This window comes from Peptoniphilus lacydonensis (assembly GCF_900106515.1).
In the GTDB taxonomy this organism is placed as follows: Bacteria; Bacillota; Clostridia; order Tissierellales; family Peptoniphilaceae; genus Peptoniphilus_A; species Peptoniphilus_A lacydonensis.
This window is the reverse complement of record NZ_FNWF01000003.1, coordinates 880,756-906,927: the sequence shown is the minus strand read 5'-3', so window position 1 is coordinate 906,927 and position 26,172 is coordinate 880,756. Positions and strand designations below refer to the sequence as shown.

The 26,172-nt window shown below is 28.5% G+C and carries 27 protein-coding genes and 2 tRNA genes; 13 read left to right on the top strand and 16 right to left on the bottom strand.

Going from position 1 to position 26,172, the window contains the following annotated elements; genetic code table 11:
• Positions 1-77: 77 nt before the first annotated feature.
• Positions 78-154, top strand: a tRNA-Arg gene (locus tag BQ5450_RS06095).
• A gap of 58 nt (positions 155-212) precedes the next feature.
• Here BQ5450_RS06095 and cutA read toward each other — a convergent pair.
• The gene (cutA, locus tag BQ5450_RS06090) at positions 213-524 is read right to left on the bottom strand and encodes a divalent cation tolerance protein CutA (protein WP_010245291.1); all 312 of its coding nucleotides are present in this window, start codon (positions 522-524) and stop codon (positions 213-215) included.
• Positions 525-611: 87 nt separating this feature from the next.
• Between cutA and BQ5450_RS06085 the strand changes: the two genes are divergently transcribed.
• A complete protein-coding gene (locus BQ5450_RS06085; protein ID WP_010245293.1) occupies positions 612-944 on the top strand; it encodes a phage holin family protein in 333 nt (110 codons plus the stop codon).
• Between the two features lie 291 nt (positions 945-1,235).
• Here BQ5450_RS06085 and BQ5450_RS06080 read toward each other — a convergent pair whose 3' ends face one another.
• The 12 genes from BQ5450_RS06080 to rpmH form a co-directional block, all read right to left on the bottom strand.
• A complete protein-coding gene (locus BQ5450_RS06080) occupies positions 1,236-1,652 on the bottom strand; it encodes a hypothetical protein (protein ID WP_071126296.1) in 417 nt (138 codons plus the stop codon).
• Positions 1,652-2,542: a PhzF family protein gene (locus tag BQ5450_RS06075; protein WP_071126295.1), complete on the bottom strand. Its 891-nt coding sequence runs from the start codon at positions 2,540-2,542 to the stop codon at positions 1,652-1,654. Before BQ5450_RS06075 ends, BQ5450_RS06080 begins: the two co-directional genes overlap by 1 nt.
• A 4-nt stretch (positions 2,543-2,546) precedes the next feature.
• Complete coding sequence (locus BQ5450_RS06070) at positions 2,547-3,392, bottom strand: ParB/RepB/Spo0J family partition protein (protein WP_010245305.1); 846 nt, start codon at positions 3,390-3,392, stop codon at positions 2,547-2,549.
• On the bottom strand, positions 3,376-4,140 hold the full coding sequence (locus tag BQ5450_RS06065) for a ParA family protein (RefSeq protein ID WP_071126294.1): 765 nt from the start codon (positions 4,138-4,140) through the stop codon (positions 3,376-3,378). Before BQ5450_RS06065 ends, BQ5450_RS06070 begins: the two co-directional genes overlap by 17 nt.
• Positions 4,141-4,284: 144 nt before the next feature.
• Entirely contained in the window at positions 4,285-4,980 is a 696-nt protein-coding gene (gene rsmG / locus BQ5450_RS06060; protein WP_071126293.1) for a 16S rRNA (guanine(527)-N(7))-methyltransferase RsmG, read from the bottom strand.
• On the bottom strand, positions 4,967-6,874 hold the full coding sequence (gene mnmG, locus BQ5450_RS06055) for a tRNA uridine-5-carboxymethylaminomethyl(34) synthesis enzyme MnmG (protein ID WP_071126292.1): 1,908 nt from the start codon (positions 6,872-6,874) through the stop codon (positions 4,967-4,969). The genes rsmG and mnmG overlap by 14 nt, the downstream gene beginning before the upstream one ends.
• A gap of 6 nt (positions 6,875-6,880) precedes the next feature.
• Complete coding sequence (gene mnmE, locus BQ5450_RS06050) at positions 6,881-8,260, bottom strand: tRNA uridine-5-carboxymethylaminomethyl(34) synthesis GTPase MnmE (RefSeq protein WP_071126291.1); 1,380 nt, start codon at positions 8,258-8,260, stop codon at positions 6,881-6,883.
• Between the two features lie 83 nt (positions 8,261-8,343).
• Positions 8,344-9,171 (bottom strand): RNA-binding cell elongation regulator Jag/EloR, encoded by an 828-nt coding sequence (gene jag, locus BQ5450_RS06045; protein WP_071126290.1) that lies wholly within the window; start codon positions 9,169-9,171, stop codon positions 8,344-8,346.
• Complete coding sequence (locus BQ5450_RS06040; RefSeq protein WP_071126289.1) at positions 9,168-9,914, bottom strand: YidC/Oxa1 family membrane protein insertase; 747 nt, start codon at positions 9,912-9,914, stop codon at positions 9,168-9,170. Before BQ5450_RS06040 ends, jag begins: the two co-directional genes overlap by 4 nt.
• 18 nt (positions 9,915-9,932) lie before the next feature.
• A complete protein-coding gene (gene yidD, locus BQ5450_RS06035) occupies positions 9,933-10,148 on the bottom strand; it encodes a membrane protein insertion efficiency factor YidD (protein WP_010245320.1) in 216 nt (71 codons plus the stop codon).
• The gene (gene rnpA, locus BQ5450_RS06030) at positions 10,145-10,480 is read right to left on the bottom strand and encodes a ribonuclease P protein component (RefSeq protein WP_010245323.1); all 336 of its coding nucleotides are present in this window, start codon (positions 10,478-10,480) and stop codon (positions 10,145-10,147) included. Before rnpA ends, yidD begins: the two co-directional genes overlap by 4 nt.
• 8 nt (positions 10,481-10,488) lie before the next feature.
• Positions 10,489-10,623, bottom strand: coding sequence for a 50S ribosomal protein L34 (rpmH, locus tag BQ5450_RS06025; protein WP_010245328.1), 135 nt, complete (start codon positions 10,621-10,623; stop codon positions 10,489-10,491).
• 456 nt (positions 10,624-11,079) lie between these two features.
• On the opposite strand from rpmH, the gene dnaA reads away from it, so the two are divergent.
• The 10 genes from dnaA to BQ5450_RS05975 all read left to right on the top strand — a co-directional run bounded on the left by dnaA (position 11,080) and on the right by BQ5450_RS05975 (position 21,434).
• Entirely contained in the window at positions 11,080-12,429 is a 1,350-nt protein-coding gene (dnaA, locus tag BQ5450_RS06020) for a chromosomal replication initiator protein DnaA (protein WP_010245331.1), read from the top strand.
• Between the two features lie 148 nt (positions 12,430-12,577).
• Entirely contained in the window at positions 12,578-13,672 is a 1,095-nt protein-coding gene (dnaN, locus tag BQ5450_RS06015; RefSeq protein WP_071126288.1) for a DNA polymerase III subunit beta, read from the top strand.
• 2 nt (positions 13,673-13,674) lie between these two features.
• Complete coding sequence (gene yaaA / locus BQ5450_RS06010; protein ID WP_010245335.1) at positions 13,675-13,887, top strand: S4 domain-containing protein YaaA; 213 nt, start codon at positions 13,675-13,677, stop codon at positions 13,885-13,887.
• Positions 13,884-14,960 (top strand): DNA replication/repair protein RecF, encoded by a 1,077-nt coding sequence (recF, locus tag BQ5450_RS06005; RefSeq protein ID WP_071126287.1) that lies wholly within the window; start codon positions 13,884-13,886, stop codon positions 14,958-14,960. Before yaaA ends, recF begins: the two co-directional genes overlap by 4 nt.
• A gap of 13 nt (positions 14,961-14,973) precedes the next feature.
• Entirely contained in the window at positions 14,974-16,887 is a 1,914-nt protein-coding gene (gene gyrB, locus BQ5450_RS06000) for a DNA topoisomerase (ATP-hydrolyzing) subunit B (RefSeq protein ID WP_010245337.1), read from the top strand.
• Between the two features lie 9 nt (positions 16,888-16,896).
• A complete protein-coding gene (gene gyrA, locus BQ5450_RS05995; RefSeq protein WP_010245338.1) occupies positions 16,897-19,326 on the top strand; it encodes a DNA gyrase subunit A in 2,430 nt (809 codons plus the stop codon).
• Between the two features lie 8 nt (positions 19,327-19,334).
• A complete protein-coding gene (locus BQ5450_RS05990; protein WP_010245339.1) occupies positions 19,335-19,646 on the top strand; it encodes an STAS domain-containing protein in 312 nt (103 codons plus the stop codon).
• A gap of 1 nt (position 19,647) precedes the next feature.
• A complete protein-coding gene (locus BQ5450_RS05985) occupies positions 19,648-19,998 on the top strand; it encodes an ATP-binding protein (protein ID WP_010245350.1) in 351 nt (116 codons plus the stop codon).
• A gap of 9 nt (positions 19,999-20,007) precedes the next feature.
• Positions 20,008-20,793, top strand: coding sequence for a SigB/SigF/SigG family RNA polymerase sigma factor (locus BQ5450_RS05980; RefSeq protein WP_010245351.1), 786 nt, complete (start codon positions 20,008-20,010; stop codon positions 20,791-20,793).
• Positions 20,793-21,434, top strand: a complete 642-nt coding sequence (locus tag BQ5450_RS05975) for an HlyC/CorC family transporter associated domain-containing protein (RefSeq protein ID WP_010245352.1) — start codon at positions 20,793-20,795, stop codon at positions 21,432-21,434. The genes BQ5450_RS05980 and BQ5450_RS05975 overlap by 1 nt, the downstream gene beginning before the upstream one ends.
• 53 nt (positions 21,435-21,487) lie before the next feature.
• On the opposite strand, the gene BQ5450_RS05970 is transcribed toward BQ5450_RS05975, so the two are convergent.
• Positions 21,488-21,563, bottom strand: a tRNA-Thr gene (locus tag BQ5450_RS05970).
• Positions 21,564-21,642: 79 nt separating this feature from the next.
• Between BQ5450_RS05970 and glpK the strand changes: the two genes are divergently transcribed.
• Entirely contained in the window at positions 21,643-23,130 is a 1,488-nt protein-coding gene (gene glpK / locus BQ5450_RS05965) for a glycerol kinase GlpK (RefSeq protein WP_071126286.1), read from the top strand.
• A gap of 72 nt (positions 23,131-23,202) precedes the next feature.
• Here glpK and pepD read toward each other — a convergent pair whose 3' ends face one another.
• Both pepD and BQ5450_RS05955 read right to left on the bottom strand, forming a co-directional pair.
• A complete protein-coding gene (gene pepD / locus BQ5450_RS05960) occupies positions 23,203-24,651 on the bottom strand; it encodes a beta-Ala-His dipeptidase (protein WP_071126285.1) in 1,449 nt (482 codons plus the stop codon).
• 9 nt (positions 24,652-24,660) lie between these two features.
• On the bottom strand, positions 24,661-26,070 hold the full coding sequence (locus BQ5450_RS05955; protein ID WP_071126284.1) for a YfcC family protein: 1,410 nt from the start codon (positions 26,068-26,070) through the stop codon (positions 24,661-24,663).
• Positions 26,071-26,172: the final 102 nt, after the last annotated feature.

The window sequence follows — 26,172 nt, the reverse complement described above, 5'->3', positions numbered from 1 at the left end:
TTTAAACCATATTATAAAAAGAAGTGTCTAAAATAAATTGACACTTCTCAATAATTTTTATAAAATATATTTTATAAGTCCACGTAGCTCAGTTGGATAGAGCACACGCCTCCTAAGCGTGGGGTCGGAGGTTCGACTCCTCTCGTGGACGCCACTACTCACTTGCAATACAAGTGAGTTTTTTAATAAATTTTTGTATTTTAAAAAAACTTTCACAATAATTCAATCACATTTATAACTGGAACTTCATATGGATGAATTCTTTTTATAATCTTTAAAACCTCATCCAAATCATCTTTTTTTATCCTAAACTCAATTTTATTTTCTTCTACATCTTCAATACTTCCAACAGTTCCAATATATGGATTTGCTCCAGTTATCGGTCTAAAATGACCAATAACCTTTGTTTCTGAATAACAAAAATCATAATTTTCTTCTTCTAAAAATCCTCCTTCATTTATACCTTTCATTAATTTTTTTGCATCTTCTCTTGGTACAAAAACCTCTATTTTCACAAATTTCATTTTATCCCTCCAATATTTTTATACCCATTAGATAAAAATTGTTTATTTTTAAGTTTATCGGTTATATATAGATTGGGAGGGAAGATAATGTTAAAACTAATTGTAAAAATCTTGGTTAGTGGATTAGCTATTCTTATAACTTCTGCACTATCAATAGGTATTCAAACTGATGGTTATTCTACAGCCATAATGGCAGGTATCGTAATTGGCATCTTAGATTGGGCTATAAATAAATTTACAGGTGTTGACGCATCACCTTTTGGTAGAGGTGCAACTGGATTTATAGTAGCTGCAATTATTTTATTTATAACAGGAAAAATTGTCGACGGATTTACCGTTTCTGGATTAGGTGCTGTTATTGGTGCTTTAATTCTTGGTATTGTTGATTCATTTTTACCTGAAGATAAAAAAACTATGTAATTTAAATATTTTTATAAAAGTTTTAATAGCTCAATTATGCGAGCTATTTTTTTGTGGATAAATATAATTTCTATACCCTATAAAAGATATATTTTTATTATACTTTAAATTTTATCCACATTTTTAATTACTTATATACATTTGTGCATTTAATTTTGCTTTATTACGGTTACTTTTTATAATCTGTATCTTATTCACATCTTTATTATTATATTTTATATAACTTATTCACATTTTTATAAATATAAATTTTTGTCCACAAATAGAAAAGAAGATAGTTCAATTTTCAAACTATCTTCCGTATCTTTCTATAATATTGTCAATGACTTTTGAATCTTTGGAGTTAATATTATAATAAATGTTATTTACTCTTAGAGTAAATCCTGATTTTACAAAAGAAATTTTATTTCCACTTGTAAAATAAACATTTATATAATTACTAATTTCAGAATTAGTATCCTTATTTGCTTGTTTTCCCCTCAAACTATTGAGATCTTTTACTATTTTATTTATTGTTTTCTCATCTTTTATTGTTTTCATATTATCTGTTTTAAATCCAATAATTTCAATATAATCAACATCTTTTGGATTAATATCTACAATTTTATTTCTAGATGAAACTAAACTAATTCCAAAAAATAATATGACAACAAAAAATATAACTAAAACAATTTTAGATTTACTTGATTTTTTTGCTCTTCTGCTCATTATATACTTAAAACTCCATTCATAAATACATATGCTCTGCCACCAACTCTAATTTTATTTTCCTTCTCAGTTAAACTGGCAGAAACTTTTGAAATTCTACCAATATAATCACCTTGAATTGCAGAAATAAATTTACTTTCTGTAATTTTATTTGCATTTAAGTAGTGCATAGTCGCAGCAGTAGAGGTTCCACTTCCAAATTCTTCGTCCTCTCCAATAATTGGAGAAAAAGTTCTCTGTTTAATTTCTATTCCATCTTCTGTTGTAAAAACGTGAATAGAAATTATATCTTCCATATCAGAAAGTTCCAGTGCTTCTTTTTTGTCAAGCTTTATAGAAGAGAGAGTTTTTTCATCTTTTACTGGAACTAATATATCACAAGTCCCAGTAGAGATTTTCTCTACTTTTGAACTTTCTGATATAGAAAGTCCTATATTTTCCTCTTCTAAATCTAAAATTCTTAAAACTTTTTCTACATTTTTAAATTCTTCCTTCAATTTAATGTCTAAATTCATATAAACATTTTTTATTTTAGAGTTGCTATATTCCAACTCAACAGGTATTTTCCCAATTTTCGTGTGTTGAATTATCTTTTTTATTCCAGACTCTTGGCTTTTAATATATTCATTTTCTGCAAGAGCATAAAACGTTGCAACTGTAGCATGACCACATAAATTTATCTCTCCCTTTGGTGTAAAAAATCTAGTCAAAAACCTATCTCTATCAAGTTCTCTTACAACTACAAGTACAGATTGATTTATATCTTTTGCAATATTTATCATATCAGAATCAGTGAGTCTTCCATCATCTATTACTACTCCAGTGGAATTCCCCATAAATGATCTATCTGAAAAAGCTGAAACCAAATAAGTCGTATAAAATCTTTTCATTTTATCACTCTCTTTCTAAAATAAGTTCAACTATCCTAGAGAGATCTTCTTCTCCATAATACTCAATCTCAATTTTTCCAACTTTTCCCTTTTTGCTAAAATTGACCTTTGTACCAAGAGATCTTTCAACTTCATTTCTGACATCTTCCCAAAAAATATCTTCTTTTTCTTCTTTCTCAACAGATTTTTTTGTAGAAATTTTTTTATTCACTGGTACAGAATTTTTTACAATCTTTTGAGCTTCTTTATATTGTTTATCTCCATTTTTTATAGATAATAAATTTTTTCCATGAGATGTACTTAATTTGCCTTCCTCTAATAATTTTAACACTCGTGGATCTAAATTAAGAAGTCTAATAGTATTGCCCACATACTGTCTACTTTTCCCAATTTCATCTGCAAGTTCCTTTTGAGTTAAATTTTGAGAATCTAAAAGATGTTTATAACTCATAGCTTCTTCAACTGGATTTAAATCTTTTCTCTGAATATTTTCTATTATAGAAATTCTATCAGAAATTTCATCAGAAACATTTTTGACTATTGCAGGAACTTTTACAACTCCAACATTTGCGGCAGCCCTAAATCTTCTTTCTCCAGCAATTATTTCATATTTTTCTCCTTTTTTCTTCAATAAGAGTGGCTGAATTATTCCATACTTTTTAATTGATTTAGATAAATCATAAAGTTCATCTTCATCAAAGTTTTTACGAGGTTGATCTTCATTTGGAACAATATCACTAATATCAACTTCTAAAAGTTTAGTGTTATCTTCTTCAATAACTTCTCTAATTTTTTCACTTGAATTTAAAAAATTTCCAATTCCTCTCCCAAGACTATTTTTCTTCGCCATTTACTTCACCTATAACTTCCTTTGCAAGATCTATATATGCTTTTGCACCTTTAGACTTACTGTCATAATCGAAAATGTTCATCCCAAAGCTTGGAGCTTCAGCAAGTCTTACATTTCTCGGTATGTACGTTTTAAAGACTTTATCTTTGAAAAATTTTTCTACCTCTTCAACAACTTGATTAGAAAGATTTGTCCTTCCATCATACATACTCATCACTATTCCTAAAATATTTAAATTTGGATTGAAATTATCTTTTACAAGAGTTATAGTATCCATAAGTTGTGAAACCCCTTCAAGTGCATAATATTCGCATTGAACTGGAATAAGTATTTTGTCGCTTGCAACTAAAGACATCATAGATAAAATTCCCAATGAAGGTGGCGAATCTATTATTACATAATCGTAATTATCTTTTACTTTATCTAGCATTTTTCTTAACTTAAATTGCCAATCTTCGCATCTAGCAAGTTCAATTTCAACTCCAGCAAACTCTCCATTAGATGGGATTATATCAAGCTTACTAAATCCTGTTTTATAAATAGAATCTACTTTTTCATCTATTAAAAAATCATAAATCATATTTTTAAATTCATAAACTCCAAGTCCCGAAGTTGAATTTCCCTGTGGATCCATGTCAATTATAAGCGTTCTTTTCCCTCGAAGAGCTAATGCAGAACTTAAATTTATAACGGTGGTGCTCTTACCAACACCACCTTTTTGATTAAAAACTGTAATTACAACAGACATTTCTTACCTCATTTCTATATCATCAATAATACCATGTTTAAAAATTTTTTTAAAGATTTACAAAAAAATAACCCCAAAAATTTTTGGGGAATGCTCTACGTAGAGCATTTTTTTGTTTTTGTAATGCTCCACGTGGAGCATTAATTATAATGGAGATTTTCTTGGTTTTCCTCCACCTCTCGGATATTTTTTATCTGTCGACTTTATTTTCTTTATTACAATTATATAATGATCAATATCTGATGGCAGTGGTGTATGAATAACTTTTTCTACTTCTCCGCCCATCAATTTGATTGCTCTATCTGCTTTTTTTAGTTCCTCTTTATATTCTGGCCCTTTTTGAGATATAAAGTATCCTCCAACTTTTACAAATCCCATCGAATACTCCGTTAATGTAGATAAATTTGCAACAGCTCTAGAAACTGCAATGTCATAGTTTTCTCTACATTTTTCATCTCTTGCAATTTCTTCTGCCCTTGCATGAATAGCTTTTATATTTTTTAATCCTAGTTCTTCTATAACACCCTCCAAAAAATCTATTCTTTTCCTCAATGAATCAAGAAGAGTTATGTCTAAGTCCTCATTGTATAATTTTAAAGGTACTCCTGGAAATCCTGCTCCAGTTCCTATATCAATCACTTTCTTCTTTTCATCAAATAATCCCGTTTTAAACAAAGAGAGGGAATCCAAAAAATGTTTCACATTAAAATCGTCATCTTCAGTTATTCTAGTAAGATTAGTGTGTTTATTATAAACTAATATAAGGTCTTTATATTTTTCAAATTTATATATATTTTCAGCGTTAAGTTTATATTCCTCAAAATAATCAGCTAAATTCATTTTTTCTCCTCTTTTGTTCAAGATATATTAAAAGTACATTTATATCAGCAGGTGATACTCCTGTTATTCTTGATGCTTGCCCTATTGATTCTGGTCTTATGTCTGATAATTTTTCTCTTGCTTCAATTCTAAGTCCTTCAATGTTTTTATAATCTATATCTTTTGAAAGTTTTTTATTTTCAAGTTTTTTAAACTGATTTATTTGTATCTCTTGTTTTTTAATATATCCTTCGTATTTTATTTCTATTTCTACATTTCTTATAATATCATCTCTTACTAAAGGCCTATCTGGATCAAAAACTATAAGTTTTTTATAATCAAGTTCTGGCCTTTTTATAAGTTCGTATAAAGAAAAAGAATTTTGTGTTTCAGTAGACCCTAGTTTCTTTAAAATTTCATTGTTTTTTGATGTTGGATTTATTTGAATTTTTTTAATTCGTTTTATTTCTTTTTCTATTTCATTTTTTCTGTATAGGTAACCTTCGTACCTATTATCATCGACAAGTCCTATTTCTCTTCCTCTTTCTGTCAATCTAAGGTCTGCATTATCTTGTCTAAGAGTTAACCTATACTCTGCTCTCGAAGTCATCATTCTATAAGGTTCACGAGTTCCTTTTGTAACTAAATCATCAATTAAAACCCCAATATAAGCTTCAGATCTGTCAAGTATAAAAGGGTCTTCTCCTTTAACTTTTAGAGCTGCATTTATCCCAGCAACTATTCCCTGTGCTCCAGCTTCCTCATAACCGCTAGATCCATTTATTTGACCTGCAAAAAATAGTCCTTCATAATCCATATGCTCCAAACTTCTCTTAAGAAGAGTTGCATCAATTGCATCATATTCTATAGCATAAGCAGGTCTTAAAATCTTGCAATTTTCCATTCCGATTATTTCTTTATAAAATTGATGTTGCACTTCTACTGGTAGCGATGATGAAACTCCTTGAATATACATCTCATCAGTGGTAAGACCTTCTGGCTCAATAAAAACTTGATGTGAATCCCTATCAGAAAATCTCATAACTTTATCTTCAATTGAAGGACAATATCTTGGTCCTTTTCCTTCAATATCACCAAGTGCAAGAGCAGATCTATCTATATTATTTCTTATTATTTCGTGACACTTTTCTGTCGTATAAGTTAAGTAGCAAAGTTCTTGATTCTTATCAAATTTTTTGTCAATATTTACAAAAGAAAATGGAACAATTTCTTCATCTCCTACTTGTTCCTTCATTACAGAATAATCTATTGATTTTCTAAGTACTCTTGCTGGCGTACCCGTCTTTAATCTTTGAAGTTCCATTCCAAAATCTTTTTCTAAACTTTCAGAAAGATAATTTGAAGGCCCAAAACCACTTGGACCAGATGAATAATTTACTTCTCCCATAAAAACTCTTGCTCTTAAATAAGTTCCACTACAAATGATTACACATTTTCCGTTATACTTTGCACCATTTCTTGTCAAAACCCCAGTAATCTTATTTTCTTCTCTTAAAATTTTTATTGCTTCATCCTGCACGAGATACAAATTATTTTCATTTTCGAGAACTCTTTTCATTTCTTCATGATATTTTCTCTTGTCAGCTTGCACTCTTAAAGAATGGACAGCTGGACCCTTTGAAGTATTTAACATTCTCGACTGGATAAAAGTTTTGTCAATATTTTTTGCCATTTCGCCACCTAATGCGTCAATTTCACGAACTAGATGACCCTTACCAGTTCCTCCTATATTTGGATTACAACTCATTTGTGCAATAGAATCTAAATTTATACACAATAATAAAGTTTTAACACCAAGTCTTGCAGATGCAAGGGCAGCTTCACTTCCAGCATGACCTGCTCCAATAACTATTGTGTCAAATTCTCCAGCTTCAAAATAATTTATTTCTGACATTTTTACCTACTTTCCTATACAAAAATCAGAAAATACTCTGTCTAAAATATCTTCTGTCGTAATTGCCCCTGTTATTTCTGAAATATGTGCAATGACATTTTCTAAGTCAACTTCAATTAAATCTAAAAACACTTTTTTATTTAAACTCTCATTTACCTCTAAAAGGTCTTTTTTTGCTTCCCTTAATGCATTTATATGTCTTAAATTTGAAAGTACCATATCAGATGAAATTTGAAGCTCTCCGTCGAAAAACAAATCTAAAATTAATTCTTCTACTTTTTTTACAGATTTATTTTCCATTACAGAAAGTCTTAGATAATCATCTTTAAAATATTTTTCTATCTCCGCGTCTGTAATTTTTTGTTCTAAATCGTCTTTATTTAAAATAATAATATGTTTCTTATCTTTTATTAAATTTAAAATTTCTTTATCATCAGAATCGAATTCACGAGATATATCAAAAATTGCAATTACAAGATCTGCCTCTGATAACTTCTCTCTTGCAATATTTACACCTATTTTCTCAACTTCATCCTCAGTTTCTCTTATTCCTGCAGTATCTGCAATCTTTAATAAAACTCCATCTAAATTTATATAGTCTTCTATTACATCTCTTGTAGTTCCCGCAATATCTGTTACTATTGCTCTATCATACTTTAGAAGTCCATTTAAAAGAGAACTTTTACCAACATTTGGTTTTCCTAAAATAACTGTATTAATTCCATCTCTTAAAAGTCTAGAATTTTTAGAATTTTCAAGTAGTTCATCCATCTTGCCTATGATTTTTTCACTTCTTACAATTAAATCATTATATGCTGCATTTTCAATATCCTCATCTGGAAAATCAATGTTAGCAACAATAAGAGCCTGCATAGAAATAAGCTCATCTTTTAACTCGTTTAAAACATCACTTAAAGCTCCACCAAGTTGATTTAATCCCATGTCAAAAGAAATATCTGTCTTTGCCTTTATCATATCTATTACAGCTTCAGCTTGAGTAAGATCAATTCTTCCATTTAAAAATCCTCTTTTAGTAAATTCTCCTCTTTCAGCAAGTCTTGCACCTTTTGATAAAACTAAATTTAAAATTCTTTTAACTGAAACAATTCCGCCATGACAGTGAATTTCTACAATATCTTCAGATGTATAAGAATGAGGTCCCTTCATTTTAACTACTAAAACCTCATCAATTTGCTTTTTTTCATCACATATATGTCCGTACAAAAATTTTCTATTTTCCGCATCCCTTATTTTAATTCCATTTGCAGAAACAAAAATATCATCTATTATATCAATTGATTTATCGCCACTAATTCTCACAATTGCAATTCCAGCTTCTCCAATTGCAGTAGAAATTGCTGCGATAGTATCATTTAAATTTCCCATTAAATCAGTCCTTTTAAAATATATTACTACAACTATATAAAATAAAAAAGAAGGCTTTTAAAATAAGCCTCCTTAAATATTTTTCAATATTTTCTTTCTTTTTGAATTACTACTTTTCTAAAAGGATCTTTTCCTTCTGAATGTGTTAAAACCCCTTCAAAATCTTGCAAAGCTGTATGAATAATTTTTCTTTCATAAGAATTCATAGGCTCAAGCCTTACACTTCTTCCAGTTTTAATAACTTTCTTTGCCATTTTCTCAGCAAGATTTGTAAGAGTTTCTTTTCTCTTTTCTCTATATCCACTAGAGTCCAAACTTACTCTAATATATCTTGAAGACTTTTTATTTACTATTAAATTTAAAATATATTGGATTGAATCAAGAGTTACGCCCCTTTTTCCAATTAAAATTCCAAGTCTATTTTCGTCTCCATTTACATTTATGTGTAAAGTATTTTCTTCTAATTCCATTTCTATAATATTTTCAAGTTCCAAAGTTTCAAGTATTTTAGTCATAAATTCTCTTGCAGTACTTAAAATTTCTTCATTTTCTTCTTCAATACTTGTCTTTTTTTCTTCTTCACTTATAATATCCTCAGTTTTTTCATAAGAAATTTCATTAGAATTATCATTATTTTCAAATTTAAGTTCATTATAAGTATCTAGAACTTCATCTTGGCTCTTCTCTTTTTCTAAATCCTCATTAAATATATCGTTTAAAATATTTTTATTTTCATCTTCTTTAGGCCAAACCTTTACTGTAGCATCTTTAGAACCAATAAGTCCTAAAAATCCTTTTTGACCTTCATCCAAAATTTGAATGTTTGCATCTTCTTTATTTATATTTAATTCGGTTAGAGCCTCTCTTACTGCTTCATCTATGGATTTTCCCGTCTTAATTACATAATTCATTTTTTACCCTTACCCTTAACTTCTTCAACATCATCAACTTCATCTTCCACAAGCTTATTAGTGATAAGCTGTTGGACTATTGAAAAAATATTAGAAACAGTCCAATAAATAACAAGACCAGCTGCATATTTTCTAGCCATTGAAAAAATTAAAATTGGCATTGCAACCATCATAGTCATCATCATTGACTTTGCTTGATCATTCTCCGCACTTTGCGTTGCAGGATTTTTAGTAGTAATAAAACTTACTAAAAAAGTTGTTAGCGCAGAAACAATAGGCATTATAAGTGTAGGATCTATATGATCAATATTTTCAATATAAAAGAAATTTTTATTCATGGATTCATAAAATCCAGGATCTTTAAAAGCAAAGGTTTGTGGATTTAAAAATACTCTATAAAAAGCAATTAAAACAACCATTGTAATAATCATAGGAAGACATCCTCCAGCAAGATTGTAATCTGCATCTTTATAAAGTTTTTGTTGTTTAGCAGCCAAAGTTTGAGGATCATTTTTGTACTTTTGTTGTATTTTTTTTAGTTCTGGTTGTAACTTTGCCATTTTCTTTTGATTTTTCATCTGAGAAATATTTAGTGGCAAAATAAGAAATTTAATAATTATAGTAGCTATAATTATAGAAAGTGCAAAAAATGAAACTTGAGCTGGTTCATGTGGCATAATTGATGCAAGTCCATCGTAAATAAACTTTACAAATACACCAAGTATAGAACTAATTGCACGCATTAATAATTTCCTCCAATATTAAATGAGAGGATCGTAACCGCCTTCGTGAAATGGATGGCATTTTAAAAGTCTTCTAACAGTAAGATAAGTTCCTTTAAAAAAACCATACTTTTCATAGGCCTCATAGCTGTACTGTGAACAAGTTGGGGTAAACCTACAGTGTCTTCCTGGTAAAATATATTTTGAAATAAATTTTTGATAAAATCTTATTAAAAGCATACAAAATTTTCTCATTTAATAACCTTCTTTTGTCTTTTTAGAACAGAAAAAAAAGAATTCCTAAAGTCTTTAAAATCAGCATCACAAGCATCTTTTTTGACAACAAAAACATAATCATAACCTGACTTTATTTTATGAGAATTCTCTCTTAGTAGGTGTTTTAATCTTCTTCTTGCAAAATTTCTCTCTACTGCGTTTCCAATTTTTTTCGTTGTAGTTATTCCGAATCTAGGATAATCTCTATTATTCTTTGCAGTGAAAAGAGTAATATATTTTGAACCAGAAATTTTTTTATTAGCGTAAACCCTTTGAAATTCACTATTCTTTTTTAAATAACAATCCTTCATTATAAAACCTAAGCTGAAAGTCTTTTTCTTCCCTTTCTTCTTCTTGCTTTGATAACAGCTCTACCTGATCTAGTTCTCATTCTTGAACGAAAACCATGTTCTCTTTTTCTTTGTTTATTTTTTGGTTGATAAGTTCTTTTCAAAATTCTCACCTCTTTCTATCTTTATAATTTTATTTATAAATAGCTTAGTTGTCAAGTAATATAGGCAATTAAATAAAATTTATAACTAGACTTTGTGATTAAGAAATATTTAAAAATTTTTAATTTGTTTATAAAAATATAAAATCTCATAAAAAGCATATTGTTGATAAGTACAATGTTATTTGTTAAAATATATGTGGATAAATGCTGTGTGTATGTTTATAAAAATAAAATTGTTTATAAATAAAATTATTAACATTCTGTTGATAAAGTGTTGATAATTTCATTTTTATTTTTATAAATACGTAAATAATCATTTTTTTACAAGAAATTATAAACAAATTTACTAAAGTTATCCTGTTTATAAATATTTATCCACAAATTTATTCACAATTGCAGATTTATTTATTTACTAAAATTTATGCACACTATATAAATTGTTAATAAGGAGGAACTATGGACAAAGAACTTTCCACTATGTGGGAATCTTTCTTAAAAGAACTTGAAAAAAGATCTATGTCTCAAGTTACATATTCCACTTGGTTTTCCAGAATGCTTCCTAAATCAATAGATTATGACAATAAAAAAATTGTCATTACAGTTCCATCCCCCTTTATAAGAGATTATCTTGCAAACAACAAAAGGCATTTCGATCTTGTGGGAGATGCTTTAAAAGAAATAACTGGTATTGATTTTAATATAAGTATTATTTCAGAAGATGAAGCTGAAAATTCTCACCCAGCAGGTTTAATAAATAACAACTTTTTAAATGTTTCAAGGTTAAACCCAAAATATACTTTTGAAACTTTTGTAGTAGGTAAGAGTAATGAATTTGCCCATGCAGCAGCTTTAGCTGTTTCTGAAAACTACGAAAATCCCCAAAATGCTTTTTCAAATCCCCTATTTATATATGGTGGAGTTGGACTTGGAAAAACACATTTGATGCATGCTATTGGACATTTTGTACTAGAACAAGATCCCACTAAAAAAATCTTGTATGTTACAAGTGAGCAATTTACAAATGAGCTCATTAATTCAATTCAAACAAATAAAAATGAAGAATTTAGAAATAAATATAGAAAAGTAGATTTATTATTAATAGATGATATTCAGTTTATAGCCGATAAAGATAGAACTCAAGAAGAATTCTTTCACACCTTTAATGAACTACATGAACAAAATAAACAAATTGTTTTAACTTCTGATAAACCTCCTAAAGAAATAAAAAGTCTTGAAGAAAGACTTATCTCAAGATTTGCATGGGGACTTGTAGTTGACATTGGACCACCTGATCTTGAAACTAGAATTGCTATTTTGAGAAAAAAAGCTGATTCTGAAGGTTTTGAAGTAAGTGTAGAGGTAATGAATTTTATCGCTGAAAATGTGAGAAGTAACATCAGAGAACTTGAAGGAGCTCTTTCCAGAGTAATGGCATACTCTAAACTTACAGATTCTGAAATTACTGTAGATTCTGCAGCTATTGTCCTTAGAGATATTTATGAAACAAAAGCAAAAAAACAAATAACTGCAGAGTATATTAAGTCTGAAGTTGCAAAAAAATATGGATTAAATGTTGAAGATTTAAATTCAAGAAAAAGAACTAAAGCTATTGCCTATCCAAGACAAATTGCAATGTATATTACTAGAGAATTAACAGATTTATCTCTTCCAAAAATAGGTGAAGTATTTGGTGGACGAGATCACTCTACTGTTATACATGCTTATGATAAAATTACTAAAGATTTAGAAGATGATCCAATATTTAAAATAGAAGTTACTAATTTAATAAAGGAAATAAAATCATAGATGTTAATAATTTTTAATAAATTTAAAACTTATCCACATATTATCAATATAAAATTCTATTTTAATTCATGTATTAAAGGGACTTATTCACAAATCCACAAGTCCTACTACTATTACTAATTAATATTCTATTTTCTAGGAGGAAAAAATGCTAATAAAGGTTAATAGAAAAGAACTTACAAAACATATTTCAATAGTTCAAAAAGCAATTTCTCAAAGAACCACTATGCAAATACTTGAAGGTATAAAAATGTCAGCTAAAGATAATACTTTAATACTTACAGCTACTGATACAGAAATAAGTATTAAAACAAAATTAAATGCAATAGTTGAAAGAGAAGGGGAAATTGTAATAAATTCAAGACTTTTTGGTGATATTGTAAGAAAACTTGAAAATGACATTATAAATATAAATGTAGAAAATTATATTATGAATTTAAAATGTGGAGATTCTATCTTTAATTTATCTACACAAAAAGCTGATGAATATCCTGATCTTCCAAATGTAGAAGAAGAAACTAAGATAAATATTTCATCAAAGGATTTAAAAAACATTGTAAAAAAGACAACTTTTGCTGTTTCAAATGATGAATCAAGAATTGTATTCACTGGAGTTTTTATGGATATAAGAAAAAATTATATCAATTTTGTAGCTCTGGATGGCTTTAGAATGGCAATTCAAAAATTAGAAAAAGAAACAGGAATAGAAAATTCTGTAATAATTCCTTCAAGATCACTAAACGAACTTGTAAAAATTATTGATGATGAAAACGAAATAACTTTAAATATTTCAAGAAACAATATTGTATTTAAATTTGACGATACTGTTTTTTACAGTACATTATTAAGCGGAGAATTTTTCAGTTATAAAGCACTATTAAGAGATGAACACAAGATTTCTACTAATGTTTCAAAGAAAGAATTTCAACTTGCAGTAGAAAGAGCATCTCTACTTGCAAGAGAAGATAGAGCAAATTTAATAAAATTAAATATTCGAGATAAATACATTGATATAAAAAGTAATTCCGAAATAGGAGATGTTTTTGAAAAAGTAAAGACATCTGAAAATGAAGAAGAGCTAGATATTGCTTTTAACTCAAGATATATTTTAGATGGAGTAAAAATTTTAGAATCAGAAGAAATTACATTAAATTTTACAGATTCTGTAAATCCTCTTATAATAACTGAATCTGATGATGACTCCTATATATACCTTGTTTTACCAGTTAGACTTGCGGGGTAAATATGAAAACTATTAAAATAGACACAGAGTATATAAAATTAGATTCTTTTTTAAAACTTACAGGTCTTTGTGAAACAGGTGGAATAGCAAAAACTGTAATTTCAGAAGGCCTTGTATATGTAAATGGAGAAGTCGAAAAAAGAAGAGGTAAAAAATTATATAATAAAGATAGAATTTCCTTTAATGGAAATGATTTTATAATTGGTGAGAAATGAAACTAAAATATCTAAGACTTTTTAATTTTAGAAATTATAAGAGTTTAGATTTTATTCCAGGTGAAAATATAAATGTTCTTTATGGATTAAATGCTTCTGGAAAGACTAATTTACTGGAATCAATTTATATGTCCATAAGGGCAAATTCTTTTAGAAACCAAAAAGATAGAGATCTTATTAATATTGGTGAGAATTCTTCTAGTATTATAACTAGGTACAATATAGAAAATTTTAAAGATGATTATAGGGTTGAAATTTCAAATTTTGAAAATAAAAAATTATTTATAAATGATGAAAAAGTAAATACTAAAGAATATAGAAAATCTAGATTTGTAGTTCTATTTAGCCCAGAAGATCTCAATATGATAAAATATTCACCAAAGGATAGAAGAAAGTTTTTAGACGATTTACTCTCAAATATAGATCTAAATTATGATTTTTATATGTATAGATATAGAAAACTTTTATTCGAAAGAAATAAACTTTTAAAATCTTGTACGGATAAAAATCTTTTAGATGTATATGATAGAGAAATTGTAAAAAATGGAACTAAAATAATAATAATGCGTCTTAAAACAATAAAAAAATTAAATGAAATTGCAAAGAAACATTATAAAAACATCTCTGGAGATGATTTAAACATTACTTATTTGTCAACTGTTCCAATTTTAACAGAAGAAAGGGAACTTACAGAAAATTATCTAAAACTTTTAAAATCTTCTCTTTCAAAGGACATAGAAAAAAAATACACTACTATTGGACCTCATAGAGATGACTTAGATTTTAAAATAAATAAGTATTCATCTAAATCTTATGGTTCTCAAGGAGAACAGAGAAGTATTGTTCTTAGTTTAAAATTGTCTGAAGCAGATTTAATAAAAGAATTATATAAAACAAATCCAATACTTCTTTTAGATGATGTTTTTTCTGAAATAGATTCAAATAGAAGTAGATATTTACTTTACTCACTAAAAAATTTACAGACATTTATTACTACAACTGAAACTAGTAATTTTCTAAAGTCAATTGATGCTAATTTTTATAGGATAAATGCAGGTAAAATTTTGTATTAGAATAGGAGAAAAAATGGCCAAGGATAAAAGACATTATGACGCATCTGATATACAAGTCCTAGAAGGACTAGATCCTGTTAGAAAAAGACCAGGTATGTATATAGGTTCAACAGGAGCAAGAGGTCTTCATCATTTAGTTTATGAAGTTGTAGACAACTCAATTGATGAGGCTCTTGCAGGAATATGTGATCATATTATTGTAAAAATAAATAAAGATGGAAGCGTTGAAATTTCAGATAATGGATCGGGAATTCCAGTTGCAACACATCCGCAGACAGGAAAATCAACAGTAGAAACTGTACTTACAATCCTTCACGCTGGAGGTAAATTTGACAATTCAGCTTATAAAGTTTCAGGTGGACTTCATGGTGTAGGTGTATCTGTAGTAAATGCACTTTCCAACAAATTAGTTGCAACTATAAAAAGAGATGGAAAAATTTATAGACAAGAATTTGCAAGAGGAAAAAGAAAAAGTGAACTAAATGTAATTGGGAAAACTAAAAAGGAAGATACAGGTACTACAATTTATTTTGAACCTGATGATACTATATTTGAAACTGTAGAATTTTCCTTTGACGTACTTTCAAAAAGATTTAGAGAAATGGCTTTTTTAAATAAAGGAATAAAAATTGAATTTATAGATGAAAGAAAAAATATAAAAGAAATTTATCACTATGAAGGTGGAATAAAATCTTTTGTTGAATTTATAAATGAAAAAAAGAAACCAATTCACGATGAAATTATTTATATAGATGAAATAAGAGAAGAAACAGCTGTGGAAATAGCAATCCAATATACAGATTCTTATTCAGAAGTCGTGCTTGCTTTTGCAAATAATATAAATACAGAAGAAGGTGGAAGTCATCTATCAGGATTTAGATCAGCTCTTACTAGGACTTTAAACGATTATGGGAGAAAAAATAATATTATAAAAGAAAAAGAAGAAAATTTATCTGGAGAAGATGTAAGAGAAGGTATTTCTGCTGTTATAAGTGTAAAGCTCCCAGATCCACAATTTGAAGGACAAACTAAGGCAAAACTTGGGAATTCTGAAACTAGAGGTATTATTGATTCAGTTCTATCAGAAGAGCTTTCAGCTTTTTTAGAAGAAAATCCTAAAGTTGGAAAACAAATTTTAGATAAAGCACTTTCCGCAAGGCGTGCAAGAGAAGCAGCAAGACGTGCGAGAGATTTAACTAGAAAGAAAAATAATATTGAGTCAATGACTCTTCCTGGAAAACTTTCAGATTGTCAAAATGATGACCCTTCTAGAAATGAAATATTTTTAGTCGAAGGTAATTCTGCCGGAGGTTCTGCAAAAGATGGAAGGGATTCAGCATATCAAGCAATCCTGCCTCTAAGGGGAAAAATTATGAATGTTGAAAAGGCAAGGCTAGATAAAATGCTAAATTCTTCTGAAATAAGAGCTATGATAACAGCTTTTGGAACTGGAATAGGAGAAGAATTTGATATAAAAAAACTTAGATATGACAAAATTATTATTATGACCGATGCCGATGTCGATGGTGCTCACATTATGACTCTTCTATTGACATTTTTCTTTAGATATATGAAACCTTTGATAGAAGAAGGTCATGTATATGTGGCACAAGCTCCACTTTTTGGAATTGAAAAAGGTACAAAAATTCTTAGATATTGTCACAATGAAAAAGAACTTAGACTCGCAGTTAAAGAGTATAAAGACACAAAGATAAATATTAAAAGATACAAAGGTCTTGGTGAAATGGATCCTGAACAACTTTGGGAAACAACAATGAATCCAGATAATAGACTTCTACTTAAAGTAAATATAGATGATATAACAGAAGCTGATGATACTTTTACAGTATTGATGGGAACAGAAGTTGAACCAAGAAGAGAATTTATAACAGAAAATGCAGTTTATGCAGATTATATAGATGCATAGGAGTAAAAGATGACTGAAAATAATTTTATAGAATCAGGAATACTTGATGTAGATATTAATAAAAAGATGAGGTCTTCTTATCTCGATTATTCTATGTCTGTAATTGTCGCAAGAGCACTTCCTGATGTGCGAGATGGACTAAAACCAGTACACAGAAGAATTTTATATGGAATGCAAGAACTTAATCTTGCATCTAATGGACCTTACAGAAAATCAGCAAGACTTGTTGGGGATGTAATGGGTAAATATCACCCTCATGGTGATTCATCAATTTATGAAGCAACAGTAAGACTTGCACAAGATTTTAATACTAGATATCCACTTGTAGATGGACAAGGAAACTTTGGAAATATTGATGGAGATGGCGCTGCGGCAATGCGTTATACAGAAGTTAGGATGACAAAGTTAGCAGAAGAAATGTTAAAAGACATTAACAAAAATACTGTCGATTTTGTACCTAATTTTGATGAAAATGAAAAGGAACCTACAATACTTCCAGCAAGATTTCCAAATCTTTTAGTAAATGGATCTAGTGGTATAGCTGTTGGCATGGCAACTAATATGCCTCCACACAATATGAATGAAGCTATTGACGGTATAATTGCATATATTGACAATGATGAAATATCTATAAGTGAATTAAATGAAATTATAAAGGGACCTGATTTTCCTACTGGAGCTAAAATTATGGGAACTGAAGGTATAAAATCAGCTTATGAAACTGGAAGAGGAAAGATAACTGTAAGAGCAGTTACAGAAATAAAAAGTTTCAAAAATAATAGAGAAAAAATTGTAATTACAGAACTCCCTTATCAAGTCAATAAATCTTCACTAATAATGAAAATTGCAGATCTTGCAAAAAATAAAGTTATAGAAGGAATTTCTAATATAACAGACGCCTCAAATAGAAAGGGCATAAATATAATAATAGAATTAAAAAGAGATGCAAATGCAGAAGTTGTTTTAAATAAACTTTATAAAAATACACAAATGCAAACAACTTTTGGAATTATAAACCTTGCTCTTGTAAATGGAAAACCAGAAATTTTAAATTTAAAAGAAATTATAAGATATTATGTTGACCATCAAGTTGAAGTAGTAACTAGAAGAACTAAATTTGATTTAGATAAAGCTGAAAAGAGAGCACATATTGTTGAAGGGCTTTTTATTGCTCTAGATAATATTGATAGAATTATAAAAATTGTAAGATCTTCTAAAGATGATAATGAAGCAAAAGAAAAATTCTACAAAGAATTTAAATTAACTGAAGCACAATCTCAAGCTATTTTAGATATGAGAATTAGAAGACTTACTGGACTTGAAAGAGAAAAACTTGAAGCTGAATATGAAAAATTAAAAGCAGACATAAAATGGTATAAAGAAATTTTAGAAAATAATGATGTTCTTATGAATCTTATAAAAGATGAACTTTTAGAAATAAAATCAAAATATGGAGATTTGAGAAGGACAGTTATTTCTAACGGCAATACTGATATTGAAATTGAAGATATTATAAAAAAAGAAGATGTAGTTATTACACTCACACAATTTGGATATATAAAGAGAATGAGTGAAGGAACTTATAAGCCACAAAAAAGAGGTGGGAGAGGAGTTTCTTCTGGAAATATGAGAGATGAGGATTTTGTAAAAGAATTATTTGTAACATCTACACATGACACAATTTTATTTTTCACATCTCTTGGAAATGTATTTAAATTAAAAGCATATGAAATTCCACAAGATTCTAGGACATCTAGAGGAACAGCTATAATTAATTTGCTTGATCTTGAAGAAGGTGAAAATATAACATCAATCATACCAGTTGAAGGTTATGACCCAGACATGAACTTTTTAATGATAACTGAAAAAGGACTTATAAAGAGAACTCCTTTTAAAGATTACAAAAATATAAGAAAATCAGGTATAATAGCCATTAAATTAAATGAAGATGATAAACTTATAGATGTCCATTTGACTAAAAATGACGAAGATGTAATACTTGTAACTAAGAAGGGACTTTCAATTAGATTTAATGAAGAACAAGTTAGAAAATCAGGAAGAAATTCTATTGGAGTTAAATCAATAGATCTTTCAGACGATGATATTGTAGTTTCTTCTGATCTTATTTGTGAAAATAAATATGTTCTTGTTATTTCTGAAAATGGATATGGAAAACTCACAGAAATTTCTAAATATAGACCTCAAAACAGAGGTGGAAAAGGTCTTTTAACTTATAAAATAACGAAAAAGACTGGAGATGTAGCTGCGGCTGCAGTAGTCGAAAAAGAAGATGATGTAATGATAATTGCAGATTCTGGAATTATCATTAGAATTCTTACAGGAGATATTTCAATTCAAGGAAGAAATACTTCTGGAGTTAAACTTATGAATTTAACAGATGCAAAAGTTGTAGCTGTTGCCAATTATATTGGAGATTAGGAGGATTTATGGAATTTAGATTAGAATCAAAAATAACTGATGAATTTTTAATTTTGTACCCAATAGGAGAACTTGATGTCTACAATACAAAAAAGTTCAAAGAAAAGTCAATTAAAATATATCAAAAAGAAAAGAAAGACATTTTATTTGACTGTAAAGAACTAGAATATTTAGATTCAACAGGTCTTGGTTCACTTATTTTTATATTAAAAGAAGTTGAAAAAGATGGAAACAAAATAGTAATTGAAAATTTAAATAATTCAATAATGAAGCTTTTTAAAATTACAAAGCTTGATGATATGTTTGAAATAAGGGGATAATATGGATGTATTAAAATATCAAATACCAAATGATCCTAAATATTTTTCTACTGTAAGATTAATGCTTTCAGGAATTCTAAATATTTTAAATAGAAATATAGAAGAAATAGAAGATTTAAAAATGGCAGTTACAGAGAGTTTGAATATTGCACATAATTTAACTGAACTTGATTATATAGACTTGATTTTTGAAATAGAAAACGAAAAAAATATAAAGATTTATGTAAGTAAAATTGAAGAGGAAAAATTAGAATCATCTGAAAAATTATCTCTTGCAAAAACTATTATTGATTGTCTAGTAGACGAAAGTTATTTTGAAGGGAATAAATTTATTTTATCAAAAAAATTGTAAGGATCTGTTATGAACTTAAAAGAATATAATAACTTAGATAGAAGACTCACTAAAGAAGAAAGAAAAGAACTTTTTAAAGAATATCACAAAACTGGAGATCAAGATATAAGAGATATTTTAATTGAAGAGCATCTTTATATTGCAGAAATACTATCTAAAAAGTATACAGGTAGAGGAATAGATTATGATGATATATACCAAGTTGCATCTATTGGACTTATTTATGCTATAGAGAGATATGATCCGGATAAAGGATTCGAATTTTCTTCCTTTGCCACTCCAACTATTATTGGAGAAATAAAAAAATATTTTAGGGATAATGGTTGGACAATTAGAGTTCCAAGAAGAATTCAAGAATTATCTAAAAAAATTGCAAATGCAACTGTAACTCTCTCTCAAAAATATCAAAAGACTCCTACCATAGATGAAATTGCAGAATTTTTAAATTCAACTCCTGAAGAGATAATGGAATCCATGGAAGCATCAAAAGTTTACACTCCACAATCACTTGATGTTACTTATGAGGCAGGAGATGAAAATGAAGTAAGTCTATCTGATTTAGTAGGAGCAGATGAAAAATATTTTGATAAAATAGAATCAAATGATTTTTTCAAAAGAGCTATGGAAAATTTAGATGAAGTTGAAAAAACAATTCTAATTGATAGATATTTCAACAAAAAGACTCAAGTTGTCATTGCAGAGGAATTAAATATTTCTCAGATGACAGTTTCAAGAATGGAGAAAAAAGTTTTAGAAAAGATGAAAAAAGAACTTACTAAAACTATGGAGGTATAATGAATAGAAATAGGTACTTAGTTATTCTTTTAAAACTAGTAAATATTTTTGAAATTATAGTTTCAATTTTATTAATAGCAGGAGTTATAATTTCAATTCCAGATATTTTAAAATATTACTTTAAAATACTTACAAGTGATGCAACACTATCTTATGAAATATTTCAAAATTTTCTTTCTCATGTGCTTTTACTTGTGATAGCAATAGAATTTGTGGTTTTGATGATAGCACATACTGATACTAATATTCTTCACTTGATTTTACTTGTTATCTCAAGGAAAATGCTAGTTTATTCTGACACTATGCTCGATCTTTTATTTGCTACTACCGCAATTGCGATTTTATTTGCAGTTAGAAAATATTTACTTACTGGAGCAAGAATTGAAAATGAAAAAAATAAATACAATGAATTTTCTGCAACTACAACTATTAAGAGATTAAATTCAAAATATGGATTTGAAATTGATCCAAAAGATTCCAAAACAATTGGAGGATATGTATATGCTCTTCTTGTAAAAAATGCAGAGGAACCTGAAATCGGAGTTATAGTCGATGATGGAAAGTGTATTTATCAAATAATGAGTATGTCATCTGGTGGAGTCATAGAAACAGTTTCAATTGAAAAAATTGATAAAAATTAATAAAATAATAAAAATAAATAAAAAAGTGTTGGAAAAAAAACCAACACTTTTTTTGGAGCTGATAGGCGGGATCGAACCGCCGACCTATTGATTACGAATCAATTGCTCTACCAACTGAGCCATATCAGCAAATAATTTAAAACAATTATAACACTAATATAACACTAATGAAAAGAAATTAAAATTTAAAAATAAATAAGGTGATAATTTGAAATATATAATGGCATTTGATGCAGGAACTACATCTGCTAGGACAATAATTTTTGATAAAAAGGGAAATCCCATATCTGTTGCACAAAAAGATTTAATTAAACATTTTCCAAAACCTGGATATGTGGAAGAAGAACCAGAAGATATTTGGTCAAAACAAATAGGTACTGCAGTTGAAGCAATGTCAAAAAAGGAAATAGATCCAAAAGATATTTGTGCAATTGGAATTACAAATCAAAGAGAAACTACAATTGTGTGGAATAAAAAAACAATGGAGCCTATTTATAATGCCATAGTTTGGCAATGTAAGAGAACTTCAAAATATTGTGAAGAATTAAAAGAAAAAGGTTTGGAAGAAAAAATAAGAGAAAAGACTGGTCTTGTAATTGACCCTTATTTTTCTGCGACAAAAATAAAATGGATACTTGATAATGTCGAAGGTGCAAGAGAGATGGCTAATCGAGATGAACTTCTCTTTGGAACAGTGGAAACCTATTTGATTTATAAATTGACAGATGGAGAAGTACATATAACAGATTATACAAATGCATCGAGAACACTTCTATTTAATATAAAAGAAAAAAAGTGGGATAATGAATTATTAGAACTTTTTGATATACCAAGGTCAATGCTGCCAGAGATAAAAGATTCTAGCGAAGTTTATGGTAAATCAAAATCAAAATATTTAGGTTGTGAAATTCCTATTGCATCGGCAATAGGTGATCAACAGTCATCACTTTTTGGAACAGCTTCCTTTGAAAAAGGAATGGCAAAATCTACCTTTGGAACAGGAGCCTTTGTTTTAATGAACACAGGCGATGAGCTTATTCGTTCTCAAAATGGACTTGTTTCTACAATTGCATGGGCAATAGATGGAGAAATTAAGTATGCACTAGAAGGTTCAATTTTTGAAGCAGGATCTTGCATAGATTTTTTGCGTGATAATCTTAGAATAATTGATCAGGCAGATGATTCTGAATATATGGCAGGAAAAGTAGAAGATACAAATGATTGTTATTTTATACCGGCATTTACAGGACTTGGAGCACCTTATTGGGATCAATACGCAAGGGGAAGTATAGTTGGATTAAGTGGATCTGTAAACAAATATCACGTTGTGCGTGCAGCACTTGAGTCTATTGCTTATTTAAGTTGTGACGTTATAAATGCAATGCAAGAAGATGCAAATACAAAAATAAAATCTCTAAAAGTTGATGGTGGAGTGAGCAAAAATAATTTTCTTATGAGTTTTTTATCTAGTATAGTAAATGTTGAAGTCACAAGACCAAAAGTAATTGAGTTAACAGCTCTTGGTGCTTGTTATATGGCTGGACTTGCAGTTGGATTTTGGGAAAATATTGACGAAATAAGAGAAAATAATGAAATAGAAAAATATTTTGAGCCAGATATGGATGAAAAAGAAAGAAAAGAAAAAATGAAAAGATGGCACGAAGCTGTAAAGTATTCTATGAATTGGACAAAATAAATAATATAAAAGTTTAATAAAAGTATAGGCCTTAGAAATGTTTCTAAGACCTTTATTTTTTGTAAATTATATTTAATTTATTTGTGAAAGAAATACTTTAAAAGCTTCGTAAAAATTTATTATAGATGGAATGTTGGCTGATTCAGAAGGACTGTGGAGTCCTGTGTGATTAGGACCAACACTAATTATATCTAGATTAGGTTTCTTTTCTAAAAGATAACCTGATTCTAGACCAGCAGGTGAAACTTTTATTTCTATTTTTTTATTGAGTTCTTTTTCAAATAATTCTTTATAATCTTTTCTCAATTTGCTATCTGGGTTAAATCTCCAACCTGGGTATTTTGCATATATTTCTAGACTTCCATTATATATATCGGCTATTGTAGAAATTTTATTATAAGTATATTCAACCTGGGATTTTTCCATAGCTCTTATCTCATTTATAAATTTAACACAGTTATCTTCGATTTTAATCTCACCTAAATTATTTGATGAGATAACTACATGATTTTTAGGATCTACTTCAAAAATTCCATTAGGATATAATTTTATAATATTGATTATCTTATAAAAATCTTCTGATTTTATTGCTTTTTGGTCTGAATTTGAATCTTCAGAACTAATATAAATAGTATCAGAAAAAGAATTATATTCATAATGAATTTCTTTTTCAAATTCACTGAGAATATTATTTAATTCATTTTTATCTAAATTTGTGCTTATAATTGCAAAAGATTCTCTAGGAATAGCAAGTCTAAAGGTACCACCATTAATATCTAAAACTTCTATATTATTTTTTAATTTTTCTAACAATCTAGATAAAACTATAATAGCATTTCCTCTACCTTTTGATATATCTTCTCCAGAATGTCCTCCTAAAAATCCACCAACTTTTATTTTAAAAGTATTTGCAAATTTTCTATTTTGTCTATTAACTTTAATAGACAAGGTTACACCAGCTCCACCATTACTTCCTGATATAATTTCATTATCTTTACTGTTATCAATATTGATAGCTCTATTTCCTATTATCCAATCTTTTGATAAATTATTAACACCGCTAAAATCATCTTCTTCAACAGTAGTAAATATAGCAGTAATTGGAGGATGTGAAATTTCTTTATCTTCTAGAATTGACATTATTATAGCTACTCCAATGCCATTATCAGCACCAAGAGTGGTCTTTCCACCAGTGTTAAGTTCATCGTCATTAATTTGAACAGGTATAGGATCTTTGTCAAAATCAAATGAAAATCCGTCTTTTTTCTGACAAACCATATCTAAATGAGCTTGCAAAATTAGAGGTTCCTTATTTTCTCCTCCATTTTGACCTTCTTTTAATATTAATAAATTAAAATTATTGTCTTGTTTAACAATAAGATTAAGTTTTTCAGCCCAATTTTTTAAAAAATCAGATACTCTTTTTTCTTTAAAAGATGGCCTAGGAATTTCTGTAAGTTTTAAAAAATTATTAAAAATTTGAATTTTTTTTAAGTCGTCAATTGAATTAAATTTATTCATTATTACCTCCTAGAATGGTCCAAGACCAATATTTACAGCGACAATACAAGCTGTTATACCAATTAAGTACCAAAGTAAAACTAATTTCCAAAACCATTTAATCCATTTTCCATATGAAATTTTCATTAAGCCTAGAGAAACCATTATTGTAGCTTCGGCTGGTGAAAGTAAGTTGGTTATACCATCGCCCATGTGAAAAGCAAGAGCAACTGTTTGTCTTGTTATTCCTAATATATCTGCCAATGGAACTAAGATAGGCATAATGATTACTGCTTTTCCTGAACCAGATGGGACAAATAGATTAATTATAGATATTACTATAAAAGATAGTGGAGCAGATACTATTGATGGAAGATTTCCTAAAACCCTTGTCAAAGAATGAACTATAACATCAAGGATATGACCGTCCATCATTACTATAGTTAATCCTCTTGCCAATCCTACACATAAACAAGGATAAAGTAAATCAGCAGCTCCATTTGCAAAAGCATTAACTGTATCATTTGCTTGTTTATCTGAAATAATAGCTACAATTATAGTTAGTAATATAAATACAGCTGCCATTTCTCCTAAGTAAAACTGATATACAATTACCCCATAAACGATACCTATAACAGCTAATATAAAAGATAACAATATTAATTTATGTCTTATTGAAAATTCAATATTTGTAGAAATTTCTTCTCTATATTTACTTGTTTTATCTTCTTCATAAGATAGAGATAGTTGAGGATTTTTGTGAATTTTATCAGCATATCTATATATGTATGCGATTGTTACAATAAGTGTTACTAGCCATAAAATTAGTCTAAATCCAATTCCTGAATAGGGCGGTAATTGTGCAATTTGTTGTGAAATTCCTAAGGTGAAAGGGTTCATAACTCCACCAATATAACCAACAGCAACACCACATATACCTATAACCACACCTGTTATAGAATCAAATCCTAAAGCTAGGCACAAAGTTATTTGCATCGGTAAGAATGCTAAACATTCCTCAAAGTTACCTAAGAAAGCACCTCCTAGTGCCCATAAAGTTACAAAGAATATTACAACTAGTTTTTCTTTACCTTTTAACTTAGTAGCTGTTCTTGAAATCAATGCTTCTAAAGCACCTGTTGAATTCAAAACGCCAAAAGCACCTCCAATAATAAATAAAAATGAAGTGATTTCTGAAGATTCAACAAGTCCCTGATGTACAGAAGATAATACTTTCCATGGACCAACTGGTGTATTTTCGATAAAATGGAATGAATTAGGATCAACCATTTCTTTACCAGTTTTAGGATCTAATAGCCTAGTATATTCTCCTGCTGGGATTAAATAAGTTAAAATTGATACAATTACCATTAAAATACATATTAGTAATAATGCGTCAGGTGATTTGAAATTTTTAAATTTTTTCTTAAAATTTGCCATATAAAAAACCTCCCAACTAAAATATAACATCATGTGAAAACATTGTCAAAACAATAAAATATGTATTAATTCATCTTATAATTAAGAATGAGCTATTATATT